Origin of the sequence: Kyrpidia sp., from assembly GCF_023512215.1 — a bacterium.
GTDB lineage: Bacteria > Bacillota > Bacilli > Kyrpidiales > Kyrpidiaceae > Kyrpidia > Kyrpidia spormannii.
Map to the genome: position 1 here is coordinate 49,201 of NZ_JAILZZ010000014.1, position 18,469 is coordinate 67,669.

The 18,469-nt window shown below is 60.3% G+C and carries 22 protein-coding genes; 21 read left to right on the plus strand and 1 reads right to left on the minus strand.

The annotated features are described in order from the left end of the window. Positions 1–4 precede the first annotated feature (4 nt). The 11 genes from K6T64_RS07390 (at position 5) to K6T64_RS07440 (ending at position 8,146) form a co-directional block, all read left to right on the plus strand. Positions 5–1,069: a SepM family pheromone-processing serine protease gene (locus K6T64_RS07390; protein WP_288009317.1), complete on the plus strand. Its 1,065-nt coding sequence runs from the start codon at positions 5–7 to the stop codon at positions 1,067–1,069. Positions 1,070–1,123: 54 nt separating this feature from the next. Then, the gene (locus K6T64_RS07395) at positions 1,124–1,663 is read left to right on the plus strand and encodes a YceD family protein (RefSeq protein WP_288009318.1); all 540 of its coding nucleotides are present in this window, start codon (positions 1,124–1,126) and stop codon (positions 1,661–1,663) included. 12 nt (positions 1,664–1,675) lie between these two features. Beyond that, positions 1,676–1,852 (plus strand): 50S ribosomal protein L32, encoded by a 177-nt coding sequence (gene rpmF, locus K6T64_RS07400; protein WP_100667877.1) that lies wholly within the window; start codon positions 1,676–1,678, stop codon positions 1,850–1,852. A 266-nt stretch (positions 1,853–2,118) separates the two neighbouring features. Beyond that, entirely contained in the window at positions 2,119–2,715 is a 597-nt protein-coding gene (fapR, locus tag K6T64_RS07405; RefSeq protein ID WP_100669354.1) for a transcription factor FapR, read from the plus strand. Then, entirely contained in the window at positions 2,699–3,736 is a 1,038-nt protein-coding gene (plsX, locus tag K6T64_RS07410) for a phosphate acyltransferase PlsX (RefSeq protein ID WP_170085716.1), read from the plus strand. Before fapR ends, plsX begins: the two co-directional genes overlap by 17 nt. Before the next feature lie 2 nt (positions 3,737–3,738). After that, on the plus strand, positions 3,739–4,683 hold the full coding sequence (gene fabD, locus K6T64_RS07415) for an ACP S-malonyltransferase (protein WP_483306133.1): 945 nt from the start codon (positions 3,739–3,741) through the stop codon (positions 4,681–4,683). Beyond that, positions 4,680–5,432, plus strand: a complete 753-nt coding sequence (gene fabG, locus K6T64_RS07420) for a 3-oxoacyl-[acyl-carrier-protein] reductase (protein ID WP_170085714.1) — start codon at positions 4,680–4,682, stop codon at positions 5,430–5,432. Before fabD ends, fabG begins: the two co-directional genes overlap by 4 nt. 26 nt (positions 5,433–5,458) lie before the next feature. Beyond that, a complete protein-coding gene (locus K6T64_RS07425) occupies positions 5,459–5,695 on the plus strand; it encodes an acyl carrier protein (RefSeq protein WP_100667873.1) in 237 nt (78 codons plus the stop codon). Between the two features lie 62 nt (positions 5,696–5,757). Next, entirely contained in the window at positions 5,758–7,002 is a 1,245-nt protein-coding gene (gene fabF / locus K6T64_RS07430) for a beta-ketoacyl-ACP synthase II (RefSeq protein ID WP_288009323.1), read from the plus strand. Between the two features lie 25 nt (positions 7,003–7,027). Beyond that, positions 7,028–7,723 carry a ribonuclease III gene (gene rnc / locus K6T64_RS07435; protein WP_100667871.1) on the plus strand — a complete coding sequence of 232 codons (696 nt, stop codon included), beginning with the start codon at positions 7,028–7,030 and terminating at the stop codon, positions 7,721–7,723. 99 nt (positions 7,724–7,822) lie between these two features. Further along, positions 7,823–8,146 carry a hypothetical protein gene (locus K6T64_RS07440; RefSeq protein ID WP_288009327.1) on the plus strand — a complete coding sequence of 108 codons (324 nt, stop codon included), beginning with the start codon at positions 7,823–7,825 and terminating at the stop codon, positions 8,144–8,146. Here K6T64_RS07440 and K6T64_RS07445 read toward each other — a convergent pair. After that, positions 8,122–8,580, minus strand: coding sequence for a hypothetical protein (locus K6T64_RS07445; protein ID WP_288009329.1), 459 nt, complete (start codon positions 8,578–8,580; stop codon positions 8,122–8,124). The two genes, K6T64_RS07440 and K6T64_RS07445, sit on opposite strands and share 25 nt — an antisense overlap. Positions 8,581–8,799: 219 nt before the next feature. Here K6T64_RS07445 and smc point away from each other — a divergent pair, with 219 nt between their 5' ends. The 10 genes from smc to K6T64_RS07495 all read left to right on the plus strand — a co-directional run. Then, positions 8,800–12,378 (plus strand): chromosome segregation protein SMC, encoded by a 3,579-nt coding sequence (smc, locus tag K6T64_RS07450; protein ID WP_288009330.1) that lies wholly within the window; start codon positions 8,800–8,802, stop codon positions 12,376–12,378. 73 nt (positions 12,379–12,451) lie between these two features. Further along, positions 12,452–13,393, plus strand: coding sequence for a signal recognition particle-docking protein FtsY (ftsY, locus tag K6T64_RS07455; protein ID WP_232796570.1), 942 nt, complete (start codon positions 12,452–12,454; stop codon positions 13,391–13,393). Between the two features lie 66 nt (positions 13,394–13,459). Then, positions 13,460–13,831, plus strand: a complete 372-nt coding sequence (ylxM, locus tag K6T64_RS07460) for a YlxM family DNA-binding protein (protein ID WP_170099436.1) — start codon at positions 13,460–13,462, stop codon at positions 13,829–13,831. Continuing rightward, on the plus strand, positions 13,824–15,155 hold the full coding sequence (gene ffh, locus K6T64_RS07465) for a signal recognition particle protein (RefSeq protein WP_100667866.1): 1,332 nt from the start codon (positions 13,824–13,826) through the stop codon (positions 15,153–15,155). The genes ylxM and ffh overlap by 8 nt, the downstream gene beginning before the upstream one ends. 87 nt (positions 15,156–15,242) lie before the next feature. Then, the gene (gene rpsP, locus K6T64_RS07470) at positions 15,243–15,521 is read left to right on the plus strand and encodes a 30S ribosomal protein S16 (RefSeq protein WP_100667865.1); all 279 of its coding nucleotides are present in this window, start codon (positions 15,243–15,245) and stop codon (positions 15,519–15,521) included. Positions 15,522–15,579: 58 nt separating this feature from the next. Beyond that, positions 15,580–16,107 carry a ribosome maturation factor RimM gene (gene rimM / locus K6T64_RS07475; protein ID WP_288009334.1) on the plus strand — a complete coding sequence of 176 codons (528 nt, stop codon included), beginning with the start codon at positions 15,580–15,582 and terminating at the stop codon, positions 16,105–16,107. Continuing rightward, positions 16,104–16,907, plus strand: a complete 804-nt coding sequence (gene trmD, locus K6T64_RS07480) for a tRNA (guanosine(37)-N1)-methyltransferase TrmD (RefSeq protein ID WP_170099434.1) — start codon at positions 16,104–16,106, stop codon at positions 16,905–16,907. The genes rimM and trmD overlap by 4 nt, the downstream gene beginning before the upstream one ends. Positions 16,908–17,013: 106 nt before the next feature. Beyond that, positions 17,014–17,358 (plus strand): 50S ribosomal protein L19, encoded by a 345-nt coding sequence (gene rplS / locus K6T64_RS07485; protein ID WP_013075457.1) that lies wholly within the window; start codon positions 17,014–17,016, stop codon positions 17,356–17,358. 97 nt (positions 17,359–17,455) lie between these two features. Beyond that, positions 17,456–18,034: a signal peptidase I gene (gene lepB, locus K6T64_RS07490; RefSeq protein WP_331250465.1), complete on the plus strand. Its 579-nt coding sequence runs from the start codon at positions 17,456–17,458 to the stop codon at positions 18,032–18,034. A 79-nt stretch (positions 18,035–18,113) separates the two neighbouring features. Continuing rightward, the coding region (locus K6T64_RS07495) for a YlqF/YawG family GTPase (protein WP_483306134.1) at positions 18,114–18,469 on the plus strand (356 nt) is incomplete at its 3' end.

Consider the following 18,469-nt stretch of genomic DNA (forward strand, 5'->3'; position numbering starts at 1 on the left):
CCGTATGAGGCGGGTCTTCCGCAGGTTGTGGAAAAACTACAAGGGATGGGTGTTGGCTCTGGCGGTGCTGGTGGTGCTCGCCTTGGTCCCGCTGCCCTATTACTTGTTTATGCCGGGATCCGCCGACCCGGTGGAGCCTGTTGTCACCGTGCAAGGAGGCCACAAGGACGAGCGGGGAAAGCTGCTACTGACCACCGTATACTCGCTGCCGGTGAGCAATGTCTATCTCCTCGCCTACGGTTTGGTGACCGGGAGCGAAATTGAGCCGAAAAACCGGGCGACCTTTGGTTTGAATGATGCCGATTATGAAGCGTTGATGAAACAGATGATGGAGGGGTCTCAAAATAGCGCGGTGGTCGCCGCCCTCCGGTATCTCGGCAAACCCGTCCAGGTGGTGCAGAAGGGAGTTGAAGTGCGCGGGATTCTTCCCAATTCCGCAGCCCAGGGTATCCTCCACCAAGGGGACGTGATTACCGCTGTGGATGGCCAGGTGGTGGCGAACCAAGACCAATTAGTGCGGGACATAAAAAGTCGTTCTCCGGGCCAGACGGTCCGCCTCACCGTCAAGCGGGACAACGCTACTCTGGAGTTGACAGTCCCTTTGATCCAGCTACCGGGCAGCACAGGGCAGGATGCCCCCCAGACGGGCCTCGGAGTTCAGGTGGTCACTGTACAGAAGGTGGAATCGCCTGTGCGGGTGGATTTTCAGACCGGGAATATCGGTGGACCTTCGGCGGGCCTGATGTTCGCCCTTGAAATTCTGAATCAGCTTATGCCCGGGGACTTGACAAAAGGGCATATTATTGCAGGAACCGGGACGATCGACGTCGATGGCCGAGTCGGTCAAATTGGAGGGGTCGAACACAAAGTGGTGGCCGCTGAACGGGCGGGAGCGGAGGTCTTTTTCGTTCCCGCCGACACTCTGCCCCAGGACCACAATCAGCGAGACGCCGAGGCAGAAGCTCGGCGGATCGGTGCCAAGATGCGAATTGTTCCGGTCCACACGTTGGCTGAGGCCGTCAAGTTCTTGCAGTCGCTTTCGGTTAAGCCGTCAAGTTCTAACCGTTGACAAAAGCCGGCCCCATCGTTATAATTCAGTGCGGTTGCACACGAGGTGATCCCGATGAAGCTGATGTTGCACGACCTTCGGGGACGCCCCGAAGGGATGGCGGTAAGCGGCCGTGTTTCAGTGGATGAGGTGGCCCGTCGGGATCGCTCAGTTGCGGCGGTGGAACCCGTGCAGGTCGAGCTCGAGGCCCGGGAGATTTCCCCTGGCGTATTCCAAGTGGATGGAACCCTGAAAACGCGCGTGGCCTACCGGTGTTCCCGATGTTTGGCGGAGTTTTGGGAACCTCTCGAAACACCCTTTCACGAGCGCTTCGTGCGGCTACCGACGCCAGCCGGCGAGTGGGATCAAGAGGATGACATGACCCCCATTGAATCGGATGAGGTCGACCTCGCGCCTTATGTCGAGCAGGCCTTGATTCTGGCCCTGCCCTGGCGGCCGTTGTGTCGCCCGCAGTGTCGCGGGCTATGTCCGGAATGTGGGGCCAATCTGAACGAGGGACCCTGTGGTTGCTCGGACCGGGCGACAGACCCGCGTTGGGAGAAACTAGGGGAATTATGGAAGGGGATATCCGGGTCCTCCGGTGGTTCCGGATGAGGAGGTGGAAGCGTGGCTGTTCCGTTTCGAAAAACGTCGAAAAGGCGTAAACGTTTGCGTCGGACGCATTATAAACTGTTGGTGCCGGGAATGATCCCTTGCCCGCAGTGTGGCGAGCCGAAGTTGTCCCATCGGGTTTGCCCGACTTGCGGTTATTATAAAGGGCGACAGGTGGTGGAAGGGAAGTAATGGCTGCAACGCCAACGATCCGGGTGGAGCGGGGGGCTTGGGTCGGCGTGGAAACCCGAGGCTGTTGATGGAAGCAGATCAGCGGCCTCGGGCCGTTTTATGGTCCTTTCCCTTTGCCGACGCCAAGTCCCGGTGACCCTGGACCACCGGTTGTTCTCAGCATTGCACGAAAATCCTCTCTTCATGTATACTGTTTTTAGTATCTGGTACTAAATGCCGTGGTCCGGGGTCCCCGGCGGGGGATCGGTCAGTGGGAGGGAAACGCCGTGGCTGTTCGCAATCGAAGGGAAAGGCAGACGGCGTTGCAAGCGCTGCTGGAGGGCAACCCTTTTCTCACAGATGAGGAGATTGCCGCGCGGTTCGGGGTGAGCGTGCAGACGATCCGATTGGACCGCATGGCCCTCGGGATTCCCGAAGTCCGGGAAAGGATCCGGGCAGTGGCAAGAAAACGGCTGGAAGGACCGCGTTCCCTGGATACCGGTGAGTTGATCGGCGAATTGATCGAACTCGAACTGAACCGAATGGCGATTTCCATCTTTGAAGTTGGAGAAGATCACGTCTTTTACCGGACGCGTATCGCTCGGGGACATCATCTTTTTGCCCAGGCGAACTCTTTGGCCGTGGCGGTGATCGACGCTCCGGTGGCGTTGACGGCGGCGGCAGACGTGCGGTTTATTCGCCCAGCTTATCTAGGGGAACGGTTGGTTGCTAAAGCCGTGGTGAGACAGAAAAAACGCGATCTCGCCCAGGTGGACGTATGGACCCGTTCGGGGGAAGATCGGGTGTTTGAAGGGCGATTTCTGGTGGTTCAGCCCCGCGGGGAACGGGAAGGAGTGGCCGGTAGCGGTGAAGATAGCCATTGATGCCATGGGCGGCGATCAGGGGCCTACGGCGGCAGTGGAGGGAACTGTAGCCGCCGCACGCCGGTACCCGGATTTAGAACTGGTCGTCGTCGGACGGGAGGAACAGGTTCGACCGCTTTTAACGGACGCTCCGGAGAACGTGTCCTTTCTTCACGCCGAGGAGGTAATCTCCCCGGAGGACGAGCCGGTTCGGGCGGTCCGCCGCAAAGCGCGCTCTTCCATCGTCACTGCGGCCCGGTTGGTGAAAGAAGGCTCTTGTGACGCGATGTTGTCGGCGGGAAACACCGGCGCCCTGATGACGGCCGGTTTGCTGATTGTCGGCCGGTTGCAGGGTGTCGCCCGACCGGCTCTGGCGCCGATCTTGCCGACGGTGCGGGGAAAGGGCGTATTGGTACTGGATGTGGGGGCGAATATGGACCCGGAGCCGAGCCACCTCGTTCAGTACGCTGTGATGGGGAATGTCTATGCGGAAAAAGTGTTGGGAATTCGTCGCCCGAGTATCGGTTTGCTCAATGTCGGGACCGAGGCGGGGAAAGGAAATCGCCTCGTCAAGGAAACCTACCCCCTGTTGTCCCGGTCGCCGTTTCATTTTATCGGCAATGTCGAGGCCCGGGACGTTTTTGCTGAAGCGTGCGACGTCGTGGTGTGTGACGGCTTCGTGGGTAACGTTCTCTTGAAAACCCTGGAGGGTGTGGGACTCGGGGTATTTGTGCAATTGAAGGAAATGTTTACCACATCCGGGGCGGGAAAGTTGGCGGCGGTTTTGATGCACCGCGGGTTGAAGGAGTTCCGCCGGCGGATGGATTACCGGGAGTACGGGGGAGCGCCCTTGCTCGGTTTGCGCGGGTTGGTGGTGAAGGTACACGGAGCCTCCAATGGCCGGGCTTTCGAGGTGGCGATCGGCCAGACTCGAAAGTTTGTATCGGAACACGTCACCGACCTCATGCAGAAGCGGTTGAAGGAGACGGCATTTGCCAGTGCAGATAACGAAGGAACGCGCCGAGCGCGGGAGGAGGGATGAGGATGTGGGCGTGGGTGTTTCCGGGGCAGGGCGCTCAGAAGGTCGGGATGGGCAAAGCGGTGTATGATACATACGAGGAAGCGAAGAAAACGTTTCAGGAAGCGGATGCGGCGTTGGGCTTTTCGCTATCGGACCTTTGTTTCTATGGGCCCGAGGAGAAGTTGCGGCAGACAGCTTACACCCAGCCGGCGATCTTGACGGCGAGTGTGGCCATGTGGCGGGTTCTCGAGGCTCGGGGTGTGCGGCCTGACGTGGCGGCGGGGCACAGTCTGGGAGAGTATAGCGCCCTGGTGGCGGCAGGGGCGCTGGATTTTGCCGATGCGGTGCGGGTGGTACACCGGCGGGGCCAGTACATGCAAGAGGCGGTCCCGGCGGGTGGGGGGACGATGGCGGCGGTTCTTCAGGCCGACCGGGAGACGGTGAACCAGGTCTGTGCGGAGGTCAGCCGGGAGGTTGGACCGGTGGAGTTGGCCAATGTCAACTGCCCGGGCCAATTGGTCATTTCCGGAAGGACCGAGGCGGTGCAGGAGGCCGGCAAGAGACTTTTGGAGCGGGGGGCGAAGAGAGTGCTTCCCCTGGAAGTCAGTGGGCCTTTTCACAGTTCTTTGATGAAGCCTGCGGCCCAGCGGTTAGCCGAGGATTTGGCCCGTGTACCCCTGCGGGATGCGATCTGCCCTGTGGTGAGCAATGTCGACGCAAAACCGAGGCGCAAGGCGGATGAGATTCGCGAGGCGCTGGTTCGCCAGGTGGCGGGTCCGGTGTTGTGGGAAGACGGAGTGAGGGCGATGCTCGCCATGGGTGTGACCCAGGTGGCGGAGGTCGGTCCAGGTCGGGTTGTATCCGGGTTGGTTCGAAAAGTGGATCGAAAGGTCGAGATCCTCGCGGCGGAGGATCCGGATAGTTTGGAGGCTTTGTGGAATCGCTGGGAGGCGGTGAAAGAATCGTGACCGATGCGCCACAAGGAGGAAGGGTTGCCCTGGTCACAGGAGGCTCCCGGGGGATTGGCCGAGCTGTGTGTTTGGCATTGGCCGCCCGGGGGACGGCTGTGGCGGTAAACTACGTCCATCGGGAAGAGGCCGCCGCTGAGGTGGTTCGGCGGATCGAAGAAGCCGGGGGACGGGCCCGGGCTTTTGGCGGAGACGTTTCGGACCCGGCCCAGGCTGACGGATTGGTGCGGGAGGTCCTTCAGGCTTTTGGGCGTCTGGACATTCTCGTGAACAACGCCGGGATTACCCGGGACATGTTGATCCTGCGCATGAAGGACGACGATTGGGATGCGGTGATGAACACCAATCTCAAGGGCGCTTTTCACTGTATTCGCGCCGCAGCCCGACCCATGATGAAGCAGCGCTACGGGAGGATTGTCAACATCACGTCGGTGGCCGGTGTGATGGGTAACCCCGGCCAGGCCAACTATTCGGCGGCCAAGGCTGGATTGATTGGATTGACCAAAACGGCTGCCCGGGAATTCGCTTCCCGGGGGATAACCGTTAACGCCGTGGCGCCAGGGTTGATTGAGACGGATATGACGGCGGCCATGACAGAAGAAGCGGTGCAGGCCCTTCACGACCAGATCCCCCTGGGGCGCCTGGGGCGTCCCGAGGAGGTGGCTGAAGCAGTGACTTTCCTCAGTTCTGAGGCGGCGGGGTATATTACGGGGCATGTACTTCACGTCGACGGTGGCATGGCCATGTAGTATACTCTGTGAAGGGAGGTGACGAAATGTCTGATACGTTCGACCGCGTCAAGCGGATTATCGTGGACCGCCTGGGCGTCGATGAAGACAAAGTGACGATGGAAGCGTCGTTTAAAGACGACCTGGGTGCCGATTCCCTGGACATTGTGGAATTGGTCATGGAGTTGGAAGACGAATTCGGCATGGAGATTTCCGATGAAGATGCGGAAAAGATTTCGACTGTGGCTGAAGTGGTCCGGTATATTGATTCGCATCAAGGGTAAAACAATAGAGAGTCCCGTACGTTGTTGCGGGACTTTTATGTTACGTGCCGGGGGGGTAGGCCGTGAAGCGTCGGGTGGTGGTGACAGGCGTCGGAGTATTGACGCCTATCGGCAATTCCGTTTCCGAGTTTTGGTCTCATCTTCTTGCGGGGCGTTCGGGCATTCGGCGAATTGACCGGTTTGACGTTTCCGAATTCCCGACCCAGATTGCGGGAATGGTGGAGAACTTCGATCCGGAGACCTTTATGGATCGAAAAGAAGCGCGGCGGATGGACCGGTTTGCCCAGTTTGCTGTGGCGGCCGCGAAGATGGCTCTCGAGGACGCGGGATTGTCCATGGCCGATACGGATCCGGAACGAGTGGGCGTGTACATAGGATCCGGAATCGGCGGATTGCACACATTAATGGAACAGCATCAGATTCTATTGGAAAAGGGCCCTCGTCGGGTCAGTCCTTTTCTGATTCCGATGATGATCGCCGACATGGCGTCCGGGCAGGTCTCGATCCAGTTTGGGGCGAAGGGGCCCAACAGCGCCCCGATTTCCGCCTGTGCCACAGGCACCCACGCGGTGGGGGATGCGACCCGAATGATCCAGTATGGGGCGGCGGACGTGATGATCGCCGGCGGCACGGAGGCGACCATCCATCCCATGGCCCTGGCGGGATTCTCGTCGGCCAAGGCCATGTCGACCCGGAACGATGAGCCCGAAAAGGCAGTCCGTCCTTTTGAATTGCACCGGGATGGCTTTGTCATGAGTGAGGGCGCGGGGATCCTCATTCTGGAGGCCTTGGAGCATGCCCAAAAGCGGGGAGCCAGGATTTATGGTGAAATAGTCGGCTATGGGATGAGCGGGGATGCCTTCCATGTGACGCAACCGGCTCCGGAAGGAGACGGTGCCGCCCGGGCCATGGCCGCCGCTCTGAAAGATGCGGGGCTTCAGCCCGAGGATGTCGATTATATCAATGCCCACGGTACGGGTACTGATTTGAACGACAAATTCGAGACCATCGCCATTAAGCGGGTGTTCGGTGATCATGCCTATCGGGTCGCTGTCAGCTCGATCAAATCGATGGTTGGCCACATGTTGGGAGCGGCCGGGGCGGTGGAAGCCATTGCCTCCTTGTTAACCCTTCAGGAGGGCAAAATCCCGCCGACGATCAACTATGAGACCCCTGATCCTGAGTGCGATCTGGATTATGTCCCGAATGTATATCGAGAGGCCAAGGTGAATGTGGTTCTCTCCAATTCATTCGGTTTCGGCGGCCACAACGCGTGCATTGTGGTGCGGAGGATGCCAGAGGCCTAGCTTTGCTCGGAACAGGTGGGATACTGTGGCGACAAAATGGGATGAGTTGGAGGCGCGCCTCGGGATCACTTTCCGCAACGCATCACTCCTCCGTCAAGCGTTCACGCACTCCAGTTACCGAAACGAACACCGGGGCGATGTGGAAGACAACGAGCGATTGGAGTTTCTCGGGGACGCCGTTTTGGAACTGCTGGTCAGCGAGTTTCTTTTCCGGGCTTACCCTCGGTTTCCGGAAGGAGAACTGACACGGATGCGGGCCGCCATCGTCTGTGAGCCCTCCTTGGTGCGGTTTGCCACGGCCCTGGGGCTGGATCAATATATCCGCCTCGGCCGGGGGGAGGAGATGTCCGGGGGGCGGCGCAGACCGTCTTTATTGGCAGACGTCTACGAGGCGCTGATCGGGGCGATTTTCCTCGACCAAGGGTTGGAGGCTGCCCGGGAGTTTTTGCTGCGCATGATGTTCCCGGCCTTGCAGCGTGAGCAGGCCCCGATTCTGGATGATTACAAAACGATGCTACAGGAGCACGTGCAAAAAGTGGGTTTGGGGCCACTGACGTACCGGATCACGGATGAACGGGGCCCTGCCCATCACCGGGAGTTTGTGGCGCAGGTGTGGATCGGTGGACAAGCCTACGGGGAGGGGTCTGGACGCTCCAAGAAAGAAGCCGAACAGCACGCTGCCCGGGAGGCGCTCATGAAATTGACCGTCCTTCCGTCTTAATCCTCACCCGGGCCGGAGAGCCCCCGGTTGCCCCGCCCGCCAGTATGGGCGAACTGCTGCCGTCTCACACTATGGGTGTCGGCGACAGGAGGTGGGCGGATGAACGGTCTCTTAAAAATGTTTCTTTTTCCGGCTGTGCTGCGGTTTTGGGGGACGGCGCGGCCCGTGGCCGTGGGATTGTTTCTCTCGGTGATCGGAGTGGCGGCGGACCGCATACTCCTGACCCGGTTCGGCAATGCCCCGAGTCTTTCCATGGGCTTGCCTTTCATGTATCGAGCGATCCGCGCCGGCGGACGAACTCCGATCTGGCGGGCAATTCCTGCGGTCATCGTGTTGGGGATGGCCGAGTATGCCCTTCACGAACGTTTTTTGTCCTCGGCTTATCGGCGAGTCCCGGTTCAGGGCGGGGATCCCGACCGGTGAACCGGCTCCCCACTCCGCCCCGTGTGGCGGTGGATCCACCGGCGAAATGGCTCTAGAGCAGACTCCGGCCGGTAAACGGTCATTCGATGATCCGGGTCGAAGGCGATCACCCGGCCGGCTCCCGGTTCCGCCCTCGGCACGACGATCCACAATTCTCTGACCGGGTGTGGCATGCCTATTTCAACCGCTCCATCAAAGACGATTCGGACAATGTATCCAGGCGGGAAGCGAATCTGGGCCGCCGGATCAATCTTGTGACAGGAGTGGGCGATTCGGCTGACCAACTCGGCAACCTCCGCGTTCCACGGGGCGTGGCCGAGGATTTCGCCGGACCCGGCATCCCCGATCTCGACGTGGGTGCTGTCCGGGCGGGTGGCGTCAGCATTCGGTTGAACCAGGACACAACTAAAGAGCAAGAATCCGAACCACCACAACCAGGATTTTCCCCTGTTCTTACCGTTGTTTCGCAGAGCGGACGTCCCCTTTCTCCATTACGTACGCCTCATGGAAGGTGCTCGTTTAGACCCCCTTACCCCGAGGAAGATTCCCCCCATTACAAACTCGTCGGAACTAGTATCCGATCTCGACGCGGGTCCCATGTATGCTACAATGACACTACCGAATCATGGAACGATGGAACGGGGTCGACGTGCATGCACATTAAACGGTTGGAGATCTCGGGGTTTAAATCTTTCGCAGATCGGACGGAGATCGAACTGCCCCCGGGGATCACGGCGGTAGTCGGGCCCAATGGCAGCGGCAAAAGCAACATCGCCGAAGCACTGCGATGGGTTCTGGGGGAGCAGTCGGCCAAGAGCCTGCGCGGCGCCCGGATGGAGGATGTGATTTTTGCCGGGAGCGACGGGCGAAAACCGATCAATTATTGTGAAGTGTCCTTGACCCTCGACAACGAGGATGGGCGATTACCCCTGGATTACCGGGAGATTACCGTGACCCGCCGCCTGTACCGGTCAGGGGAAAGTGAATATCGGCTGAACCGTCAAACCTGCCGGCTGAAAGATGTCATTGATCTGTTTTTGGATACTGGCCTTGGCAAAGAAGCCTATTCGATGATCGGTCAAGGCCGCATTGACGAGGTTCTCTCCAATCGTCCGGAGGATCGCCGGGGAATTTTTGAGGATGCCGCCGGCATTGTAAAATTTAAAGCCAGAAAGCGCGAGGCGCTGAAGAAATTAGAAGACACCAAAGCCAATATGATGCGCGTGGAAGATGTCATCCACGAACTGACGGAACAGGCGACCCCCCTCGCCGCGGAGGCCGAACGGGAACGGCAGTATCGGGCCCTTCAGGAAGAAGCGGCCACCATCGCCGGGCGCTTGGCGGTGCACCGCATTGAACAAACCCACATGGAGTATCAACGGGCCCAGGATGAAGCGGTCAAAGCGGAACAAGCGGCGGCTCAGGAGGCGGCGGCCCTGGCGGACGCCGAGGCCCATCTGGAGCAGCGGCGGCTGGAGCTGGTGCGCCAGGACCGGGAATTGGAGGAGATCCAGAGCTCATGGGCCTCGTGGCAGGCAGAGAGGGAACGGGAAGAGGGGCAGCGCCGGCTTTTGGAAGAGCGGGTCACTCATCTTGATCAGACCAGGACTGAGGCGAAAAATCGCCTTCAAGACCTGATTTCCCGGAGGGAAACGGTTCAAGGGGAGGTTCAGAGACTTGAGGCGGAGGTCCGGTCGGCGGAGGCAGAGCTGGAGGAAAGGCGGAGGAGACTGGAAGAAGCAGAAGGGGGTTACGGGGACGCGGCCGGGACAGGACTGGAGATTCGCTTGGAAGAGTGCAAAGCTGAGCTGATCGAACGGCTCAACCAGGCGGCGGCGGCGCGGAACGAAGAACGGCATCGACGCGAGGCCCTCGAGGCGGCCGCCCGGCGCCGGGACCGCCTGATGGAGGAGTCGGCGGAGCGGAGTCGGGAGGCGCAAGATCTCAAGGCGAAACTCGAAGAGGTGCAGCGGCAAAAGGCGGCTGTGGAAAACCGGGTGAAAAGCCTGGAGGAAGCCGACAAGGATCGGGTCGTCCAGGAGAGGCAACTGCGGGGGCGAATGGACCAGGCAGAAAATGGATGGCGCCGGGATCGGGAGCAGTTGGCGGCCCTGGTATCCAAATGGGAGGTTATGAAGGACCTCGAAGAGTCATATGGAGGGTACGGACGGGGAGTCAAAACTGTGCTCACCGCCGCCAAGGCCGGAAAGCTTTCCGGCGTTCTCGGAGCGGTGGCCGAGGTGATCCGAGTGCCGGAAGGTCTGGACTCTGCCGTGGAAGCTGCCCTGGGTCCGGCATTGCAGTACGTGGTGGTTCGGGATGAGGATGCGGGTCGCCAGGCGATCGAGTACCTGAAACGGGCGAAGGAAGGGCGGATCACCTGTATTCCCCTAACGGTGATTCGACCTCGGACGATGTCGGAGGCCGACCGGCAGACCCTGTCCGGGGCGCCCGGCTGGGTTGGAGTGGCGGCCGATCTTGTCAAGGCGGAACCTGCTTTCCAGTCGCTGGTGTCGTATCTGCTAGGACAGGTCGCCGTGGCGGAGGATTTGCGAGGGGCGGTGGAAATGGCCCGCCGGGTCCGCCGCCGGTACAGGGTGGTGACGTTAGAAGGGGATGTGGTCCACCCGGGAGGCACGATGAGCGGGGGAGCGCCGATAAAGGGGAGCGGAAGTTTGCTTTCCCGGCGCCGCCAGGTGGAATTGATGGCCCAGCAGGTGGAGGAGCAGAGAAAACGCGTCGAAAAGGGAGAGGAGACTCTACGGAGTCTTCGGGAGGAAGAGGCTGTTCTCGGGCGGGCGGCCGCAGAAAATGAACGAGCGCTGCACGAGGCGCGCAAGGAGGGGAACCGACTCCAGGGAATTCAAGATGATCTCGGGGCCCGGTTGAAAAGCTTGATTGAGCGGTTAGAGTGGGATCGATTCGAGATGGATCGCCTGAGCCAGGAAGTGGATGAGCAAACGCGGTACATGGAGCAGGCCCGGGAGCGAACGGTTCAAGCCGAGCGTCAAGCCGCCTTGGTTCAAGAGAAGATCAGCGCCCTCGAGGTCGAGCGCCGGGCGATGGAGGGCCAATTGGAGGAACGCCGGGCAATCATCACCGAGCTGAAAGTCCAATTGGCCTCCTTGAGGGAGAGGCGGGCCTACGCCGTTCAGCAGCGTGAGGCCAAAGTTTCCGAACTTCGGGAGTTACAGCGCCAGATTGCCGCTCTCGAAAAAGAGATCGGCGAACTTGAAAAACGCCGGGACGAAACCCGAAGCCGTCTGATAACGATCTCGGAGCAACTGGAAGAAGGACAGTCTTTGGCGGCGGAGCGGCTTCGGGAACTGCAAAACGCTAAGGAAGCGAGGTTGCGGGAGGCGGAGGCGGTCAAGCGGGCGGAGGCCGCGGTGGCGGCCAGGCGGCAGGGCCTTCACCGCCTGGAACAGGATCTTCACGCGTGGACGGTTCGCCGGGAACGACTCCAGGTCGAACTGCGGCATGCCTTAGACGATTTGGCGGAGAACTTCCACATGGGGTTCGAACGGGCAAAAGAACGGTTCGGAGATGTGGAGGATCCCGGCCCGCTCTCCCGGCGGTTGGAGGAGTTGCGCCGGTCGATGCAAAGTCTTGAACCGGTGCGGTCCGGAGCGGTGGAGGAGTATGGCCGATTGCGGGAACGGCTCGATTTTTTGAATGCCCAACGAGATGATCTCCTTGCTGCCTCCGCTCGTCTCAACGACCTGATTCGCGAAATGGACGACGAGATGTCCAGCCGGTTTTTGGCCACTGTCAAGGAAGTCGGCGCGCAGTTTCAGGAGGTATTTGTCCGCCTCTTCGGGGGAGGACGGGCGCAACTGGAGTTGACCGATCCCGCAGATCCCCTGGGGACGGGGGTGGAAATCGCGGCGCAGCCGCCGGGGAAAAAACTTCAAACCCTCTCCCTGCTCAGCGGAGGGGAGCGGGCACTGACGGCCATCGCCCTGTTGTTCGCGATTCTTCGGGTGAATCCGGTTCCCGTCTGCGTGTTGGACGAGGTGGACGCCGCGTTGGACGAAGCCAATGTCCACCGGTTTGCCAAATACCTTCGGGAATTCTCCCATGAGACACAGTTTGTGGTGATCACGCACCGCAAAGGTACGATGGAGCAGGCGGACGCCCTGTATGGGGTCGCCATGGAGGAGGCCGGGGTGTCAAAATTAGTGGCGGTGCGAATGGTGGATCCGGAACCCGAGGAGCAGACGGCCTCTTGACGGATCTTTGCGCATGGCGACGACCCGTTGCCGTGCGGGCCCGCGGGAACCAGTTGAGAAAGGAGGAGACAATTTGGGTTTGTTCGATCGTTTTCGCCAAGGACTTCAAAAAACCAGGGAGGCTGTTTTCGGCCGGATGAGTTCCCTGGTGACCGGTCGGCGGCGGTTGGATGATGCGCTGTTTGACGAACTGGAGGAGTTGCTGATTCTTGGCGATGTCGGGGTGGATCAAGCGGTGGAGTGGGTGGAGGATCTCCGCAACCAGGCCCGGGAACGCGGCGTCCGAGAAGCGTGGGAACTGCGCCCGCTGTTGCGGGAACTTCTTCTTGAAGTTTTGGGTCGGGATTCTGCGCCTTTACAGATTCATCCCGGATCTCTATCCGTCGTGCTGGTTGTCGGGGTAAACGGCGCCGGGAAAACCACCACCCTTGGCAAACTCGCTCATCGGCTCAAGGGCGAAGGCCGTAAGGTACTCCTGGCTGCCGGAGACACTTTCCGGGCGGGGGCTATTGAGCAACTGCAGGTATGGGGATCCCGGGCCCAGGTGGATGTGATTCGCCAGCAGGAGGGGAGCGACCCTGCGGCGGTGGTGTTTGACGCCATCCAGGCCGGGCGGTCCCGAGGGGTGGACGTGGTGTTGTGCGACACGGCGGGGCGTTTGCACAACAAAACGAATTTGATGGCCGAACTGGAGAAAATCCGCCGGGTGGCGGCCAGGGAGGTCGATGGAGCTCCTCACGAGGTGCTGTTAGTCATCGATGCCACCACGGGGCAGAACGCCCTCACCCAAGCCGAACTGTTCTCTCGCTCCGCCGGGGTGACGGGGGTGGTTTTGACAAAATTAGACGGGACGGCGAAAGGCGGAATGGTGTTAACGATTCGCCGGCGTCTCGGCATCCCCGTGAAATTCGTCGGGGTCGGGGAAGGAATCGAGGATTTAGAGCCCTTTGATCCGGAAACCTTTGTGGACGCCCTTCTCGGAACGGACGGGGCCGAGGGCCGGGAGAACCCTTGACAATGGCCCTGCGATCCGGTAACATTCCGGTGTAAAGCCGATTGGCTTGACAAGGCGGTGGCGCCGGTGTTGGACAAAACCACGCGGGTGAATCTGCTGTACGATCATTATGGCGCACTCCTGACGGAGAAACAGCGACGCTTTGTCGAGTTGCATTATTTGGAAGACCTCTCCCTAGGTGAGATTGCCATTCAGTTCGGGGTCAGCCGTCAGGCAGTTCATGATCACCTGAGGCGGGCGGTGGACCAGTTGGAACAGTACGAGGCGGTACTGGGCCTTGTGAGTCGCCACATGCGCCGGCGGGCGGTCAAAAGGCAGCTTGCCGAGGTGATCGCCGGGCTTCCGGTGGACGATGATCAACAGCGGCGCTTGCTTGAATTGGTCGGGGAACTTTGTGAGGACGGCAACGGGACAGGAGGGGGGGACGGGGATGTTTGAAGGGTTGGCGGGTCGCCTCCAAGAGGCCTTTGCCCGTTTGAAGTCAAAAGGGAAACTCAGCGAGGCGGACGTGGACGAGGCGATGAAAGAAGTACGCCGGGCCCTGTTGGCCGCCGACGTGAATTTTACCGTGGTCCGGGATTTTGTCGCCAGGGTCCGGGAGCGTGCGGTGGGGCAAGAGGTCATGAAAAGCCTCACTCCTGCCCAACAGGTGATCAAGATCGTCCACGACGAGTTGACTTCTCTTTTGGGTGGCAAACCATCCACCCTCAACCTGTCCGGCCGGCCGGCGGTGGTGATGTTGGTGGGTCTGCAGGGGGCCGGGAAAACGACAACGGCCGGGAAACTGGCTCAGTGGGTGCGCAAGCAGGGCCGACGGCCCCTGCTGGTTGCTGCGGATGTCTATCGACCGGCCGCCGTTCGCCAACTGCAAACCCTGGGTGAAGGGCTTAAAGTTCCGGTGTTCTCTCTGGGCGGGGATGCCGACCCCGTGGAGATTGCCAAAGCTTCCCTGGAGCGGGCTTCTCAAGAAGGATGCGACGTGGTTTTGGTGGACACCGCCGGTCGGCTGCACGTGGATGACGCGTTGATGGAAGAATTGGAGAGGATGAAAGCGGCCGTTGCGCCCGGCGAGATCCTTCTCGTGGTCGACGCGATGACCGGCCAGTCGGCGGTGGAGGTCGCGGAAGCTTTCCACGGGCGGCTGGGGTTGACCGGAGCGATTTTTACGAAGCTGGACGGTGATACCAAGGGGGGCGCGGCCCTCTCCATCCTGTCGGTGGCTGGCTGTCCGATTAAATTTGCGGGGGTTGGGGAAAAGCTCGATGCCCTGGAACCTTTTTACCCGGACCGGATGGCCTCCCGGATCTTGGGCATGGGCGACGTCCTGACCTTGATCGAAAAAGCCCAGCAGACGGTGGATGCGGAGAAAGCCAAGCAGTTGGAGCGGCAGCTGCGGGCCGGGGAGTTCAGCCTCGAAGATTTTCTCGATCAACTCCGCCAGGTCCGCAAACTCGGTCCTCTGGATCAGCTGCTGGGGATGCTGCCGGGCATGAACAAGATCAAGGGCTTGGGCAATCTCCAGGTGGACGAGAGGCAGCTAGGCCGGGTGGAGGCCATCATTCTGTCGATGACTCCCGAAGAGCGGCGTCGGCCGGAGTTGATCGACGCCAGCCGGCGGCGGAGGATCGCTTCGGGAAGCGGTACCCGGGTGGAGGATGTCGGCCGCCTCCTGAAACAGTTCAAAGAGATGCGGAAGATGATGAAGCAGTTTTCCAGCATGGGGAAGAAAATGGCTCGACGCAAAGGATTTCGGCCCTTTTAGGCGGGAGCCCTGCTGGTTGGGTACGCCGGCCATCCTGGTTGGAGCCGGTAATCCGAATATCTGAGTACAAAGGGGGACAAAGGTTCGGTGGTTAAGATTCGTTTGAAGCGGATGGGTGCGAAGAAACGTCCATTTTATCGCGTGGTGGTGGCAGATTCCCGGTCGCCCCGGGATGGGCGGTTTATTGAAGAAATTGGCACCTATGATCCATTAGCTGAACCAGCTGCTATCCAGATCAATACCGAGCGGGCGTTGCATTGGTTAGAGACCGGGGCTCAGCCTTCGGATACCGCAAGGAGTTTGCTTCGCAAAGCGGGAGTGATGAGGGAATTTCACGAGCGACGGGCCGGGCGAAAAGGCAAGTAATTCCCTTTGTTGAACGGCAGTTCCGGGTCCCGGGGATATCTTCCGAAGGGGGATCGCGATGACGCCGGAAGAGCCCATGTACACGGTCGGCGTGGTGGTGGGAACGCACGGTTTGCGAGGAGAAGTTCGCGTCATCCCGCGCACCGATTTTCCCGAAGTCCGGTTCCGGCAGGGGTCGGTCTTGTGGCTGGACGGGGGGACGGGTCCCGCCCGGGAACTCCGGGTGGAGAAGGCTCGCAAACACAAGAACGTGTACATCGTCCAGTTTGCCGGATTTCATTCCATCCAGGCGGTGGAGCCGTGGAAGGGCCGGGAGTTGAAAGTGCCGGAATCGGCACTGATGCCTCTTCCGGAAGGCCAGTACTACATTCATCAGTTGGTGGGCTGCCGGGTGGTGGACGAGCACGGCCGATGGTTGGGTGAGTTGTCGGAGGTTCTTCAACCCGGAGCGAACGATGTGTATGTGGTGCGGCGGCCGGGGGCGAAAGATCTCCTGGTTCCCGCCGTCCCGTCTGTGGTGAAGCGGGTTTCCGTGGAGGACAGACTCATGGTGGTTTCGCTCCCCGAAGGGTTGGAGGAATTGTGATCATCGATGTGCTGACTTTGTTTCCGGAGATGTTCGATGGGATCCTTTCCACCAGTATCCTCGGCCGTGCCCTCCAAGCAAAACGGCTTTCAGTACGCCTGGTGAACTTTAGAGATTTTTCCACGAATAAGCATCGGATGGTGGACGACTACCCCTATGGTGGGGGTACGGGAATGGTGTTGGCGCCCGATCCCATCGTCCGGGCCGTGGAGGACGTCGTGGCAAAGACACCCGGGGTCCGCCGGCGTGTGGTGCTGCTCAGTCCCCAGGGCAGGCGGCTGACCCAGGACATCGTTGAAGAGTTGGCCGGGTTGGATCATCTCGTGTTGATCTGTGGCCATTATGAGGGATTCGATGAAAGGGTCCGAACCCTGGTGGTGAATGATGAGATTTCCCTCGGCGATTACATCCTGACCGGGGGGGAGATCCCCGCCATGGCCATCATTGACGCCGTGGCACGGTTGCTTCCGGGTGTGCTCGGGAACGAGGAATCGGCGCGAAGGGAGAGTTTCTCTGACGGGTGGCTGGAGTATCCCCAATACACCCGCCCTCCGGTTTATCGGGGTTTATCGGTGCCCGAAGTACTTCTCTCCGGTCATCACGGAGAGATCGCCCGGTGGAGGCGCCGGGAGGCGATCCGGAGGACTCTCTTGAGGCGGCCGGATCTGGTGAACTGGTCGGCCCTCACCCCCGAAGAGCGCAAAGAGGTGGAGGCCATCGCCCGGGAGGAAAACTTGCCTCTGCCGCAACAAATCGCGGAAGGCGGTGCGCCCCCGGCCGACCCAGAGGGGGAAAATTGATTGGACCATTTTGCCGACAGTAAGATATAATGAGCGTTGGCGATCAAGGCGGTCCTCTGCGGCTCGGAGAGGCCGGTATGAACGCCTGGTGGAAGGAGGTTGGCCGATGCATCCGGTCATTCGTCAATTGGCGGAGGAAGGCATGAGAAAAGATATCCCCGCCTTTCGTCCCGGAGATACCCTCCGGGTTCATGTCAAGGTGCGGGAAGGAAACCGCGAACGGATTCAGGTTTTTGAAGGTGTGGTGATTAAGCGCCGGGGCGGTGGGATCAGCGAGACGTTCACGGTCCGCAAGGTGTCTTACGGCGTTGGGGTCGAGCGGACGTTTCCGCTGCATTCTCCTGTGATCGATAAGATCGAGCTGGTCCGTCGAGGCCGGGTCCGCCGCGCGAAACTGTACTACTTGCGCGAGCTGACAGGGAAAGCCGCGCGTATCAAGGAAATTCGCTGAACTGGGAGAGGGACTTGTTGTCGAAAACAGGTCCCTCTCCGGCATCATGCCCACGGGTGGTGGAGGAGACCGATCAAGGAGGGGCTACTCATTGTCGATGGAGCGAGAGCAGCGGCCCGCCGGGGAGGCACCCGAGGGAAAGACGCGCGGCACCTCATCCTGGCGGGAATTGTGGGAGTGGGCGGTCGCGATCGCCGTTGCCCTCCTGCTGGCGTACTTGATTCGGCTGTTTGTCTTTGAAATTTTCGTCGTTGACGGCGAGTCCATGGAACCGACGCTACATAACGAGGAACGGCTCATTGTGGACAAGCTCGTATACGACTTTCACCCACCCCAATACGGAGATGTGGTGATTTTCCGGTATCCGGGGGATCCAAGTCAAGATTTCGTGAAACGGGTCATTGGCCTACCCGGGGATCGCATTGAAATCCGGGATGGGGTTGTTTATCGCAACGGTCAACCTTTATCGGAACCGTATATTGCGGCTCCGCCCCGGGCCCCCTACGGGCCGGTGGTGGTGCCCCCGGGTCACCTTTTTGTGATGGGGGATAATCGGAATCACAGCAAGGACAGCCGGGATCCAACGGTGGGCATGGTTCCGGATGCCAACGTGATCGGCCGGGCCGATGTGATCTTTTGGCCCTTTTCCCAGTTTCGGATTCAGCCCTTCCGATGATCCGAAGGTTAACTTTGATTCGGGCAGGTACTGACCATGACCGAGGTGTCATGAGGTTTGGACGGCAGGGGGGAGATGGGTGACGATCCAGTGGTATCCGGGTCACATGGCCAAAGCCCGGCGGGAAGTGGCCACAGCCATTCGATGGGTAGATGTGGTTTTGGAGCTGGTGGACGCCCGCATTCCTTCTGCCAGTCGAAATCCGGTACTCGGCGAATTGATCGGCGATAAACCGCGGTTAGTCGTGATGACCCGGGTGGATTTGGCAGACCCGGATGTGTCCCGGCGCTGGATCGGGTTTTTCGCCCGACAAGGGGGGAGGGCCGTGGCGGTGGATGCTCGCAGCGGCCGGGGGTTGAGGGGGATTGGCGGCGCGGTGCGGGAGCTGGCAGCCCCTTCTGTGGGACGATGGAAAAAGCGGGGGGTGCTGAACCG

What these genes read in the sequence shown, in the direction of transcription:
- K6T64_RS07390 (WP_288009317.1), top strand. Translation starts at nt 5, where the DNA reads ATGAGGCGGGTCTTCCGCAGGTTGTGGAAAAACTACAAGGGATGGGTG.
- K6T64_RS07395 (WP_288009318.1), top strand. Translation starts at nt 1,124, where the DNA reads ATGAAGCTGATGTTGCACGACCTTCGGGGACGCCCCGAAGGGATGGCG.
- fabD (WP_483306133.1), top strand. Translation starts at nt 3,739, where the DNA reads ATGTGGGCGTGGGTGTTTCCGGGGCAGGGCGCTCAGAAGGTCGGGATG.
- K6T64_RS07425 (WP_100667873.1), top strand. Translation starts at nt 5,459, where the DNA reads ATGTCTGATACGTTCGACCGCGTCAAGCGGATTATCGTGGACCGCCTG.
- K6T64_RS07440 (WP_288009327.1), top strand. Translation starts at nt 7,823, where the DNA reads ATGAACGGTCTCTTAAAAATGTTTCTTTTTCCGGCTGTGCTGCGGTTT.
- smc (WP_288009330.1), top strand. Translation starts at nt 8,800, where the DNA reads ATGCACATTAAACGGTTGGAGATCTCGGGGTTTAAATCTTTCGCAGAT.
- ffh (WP_100667866.1), top strand. Translation starts at nt 13,824, where the DNA reads ATGTTTGAAGGGTTGGCGGGTCGCCTCCAAGAGGCCTTTGCCCGTTTG.
- rimM (WP_288009334.1), top strand. Translation starts at nt 15,580, where the DNA reads ATGACGCCGGAAGAGCCCATGTACACGGTCGGCGTGGTGGTGGGAACG.
- rplS (WP_013075457.1), top strand. Translation starts at nt 17,014, where the DNA reads ATGCATCCGGTCATTCGTCAATTGGCGGAGGAAGGCATGAGAAAAGAT.
- lepB (WP_331250465.1), top strand. Translation starts at nt 17,456, where the DNA reads ATGGAGCGAGAGCAGCGGCCCGCCGGGGAGGCACCCGAGGGAAAGACG.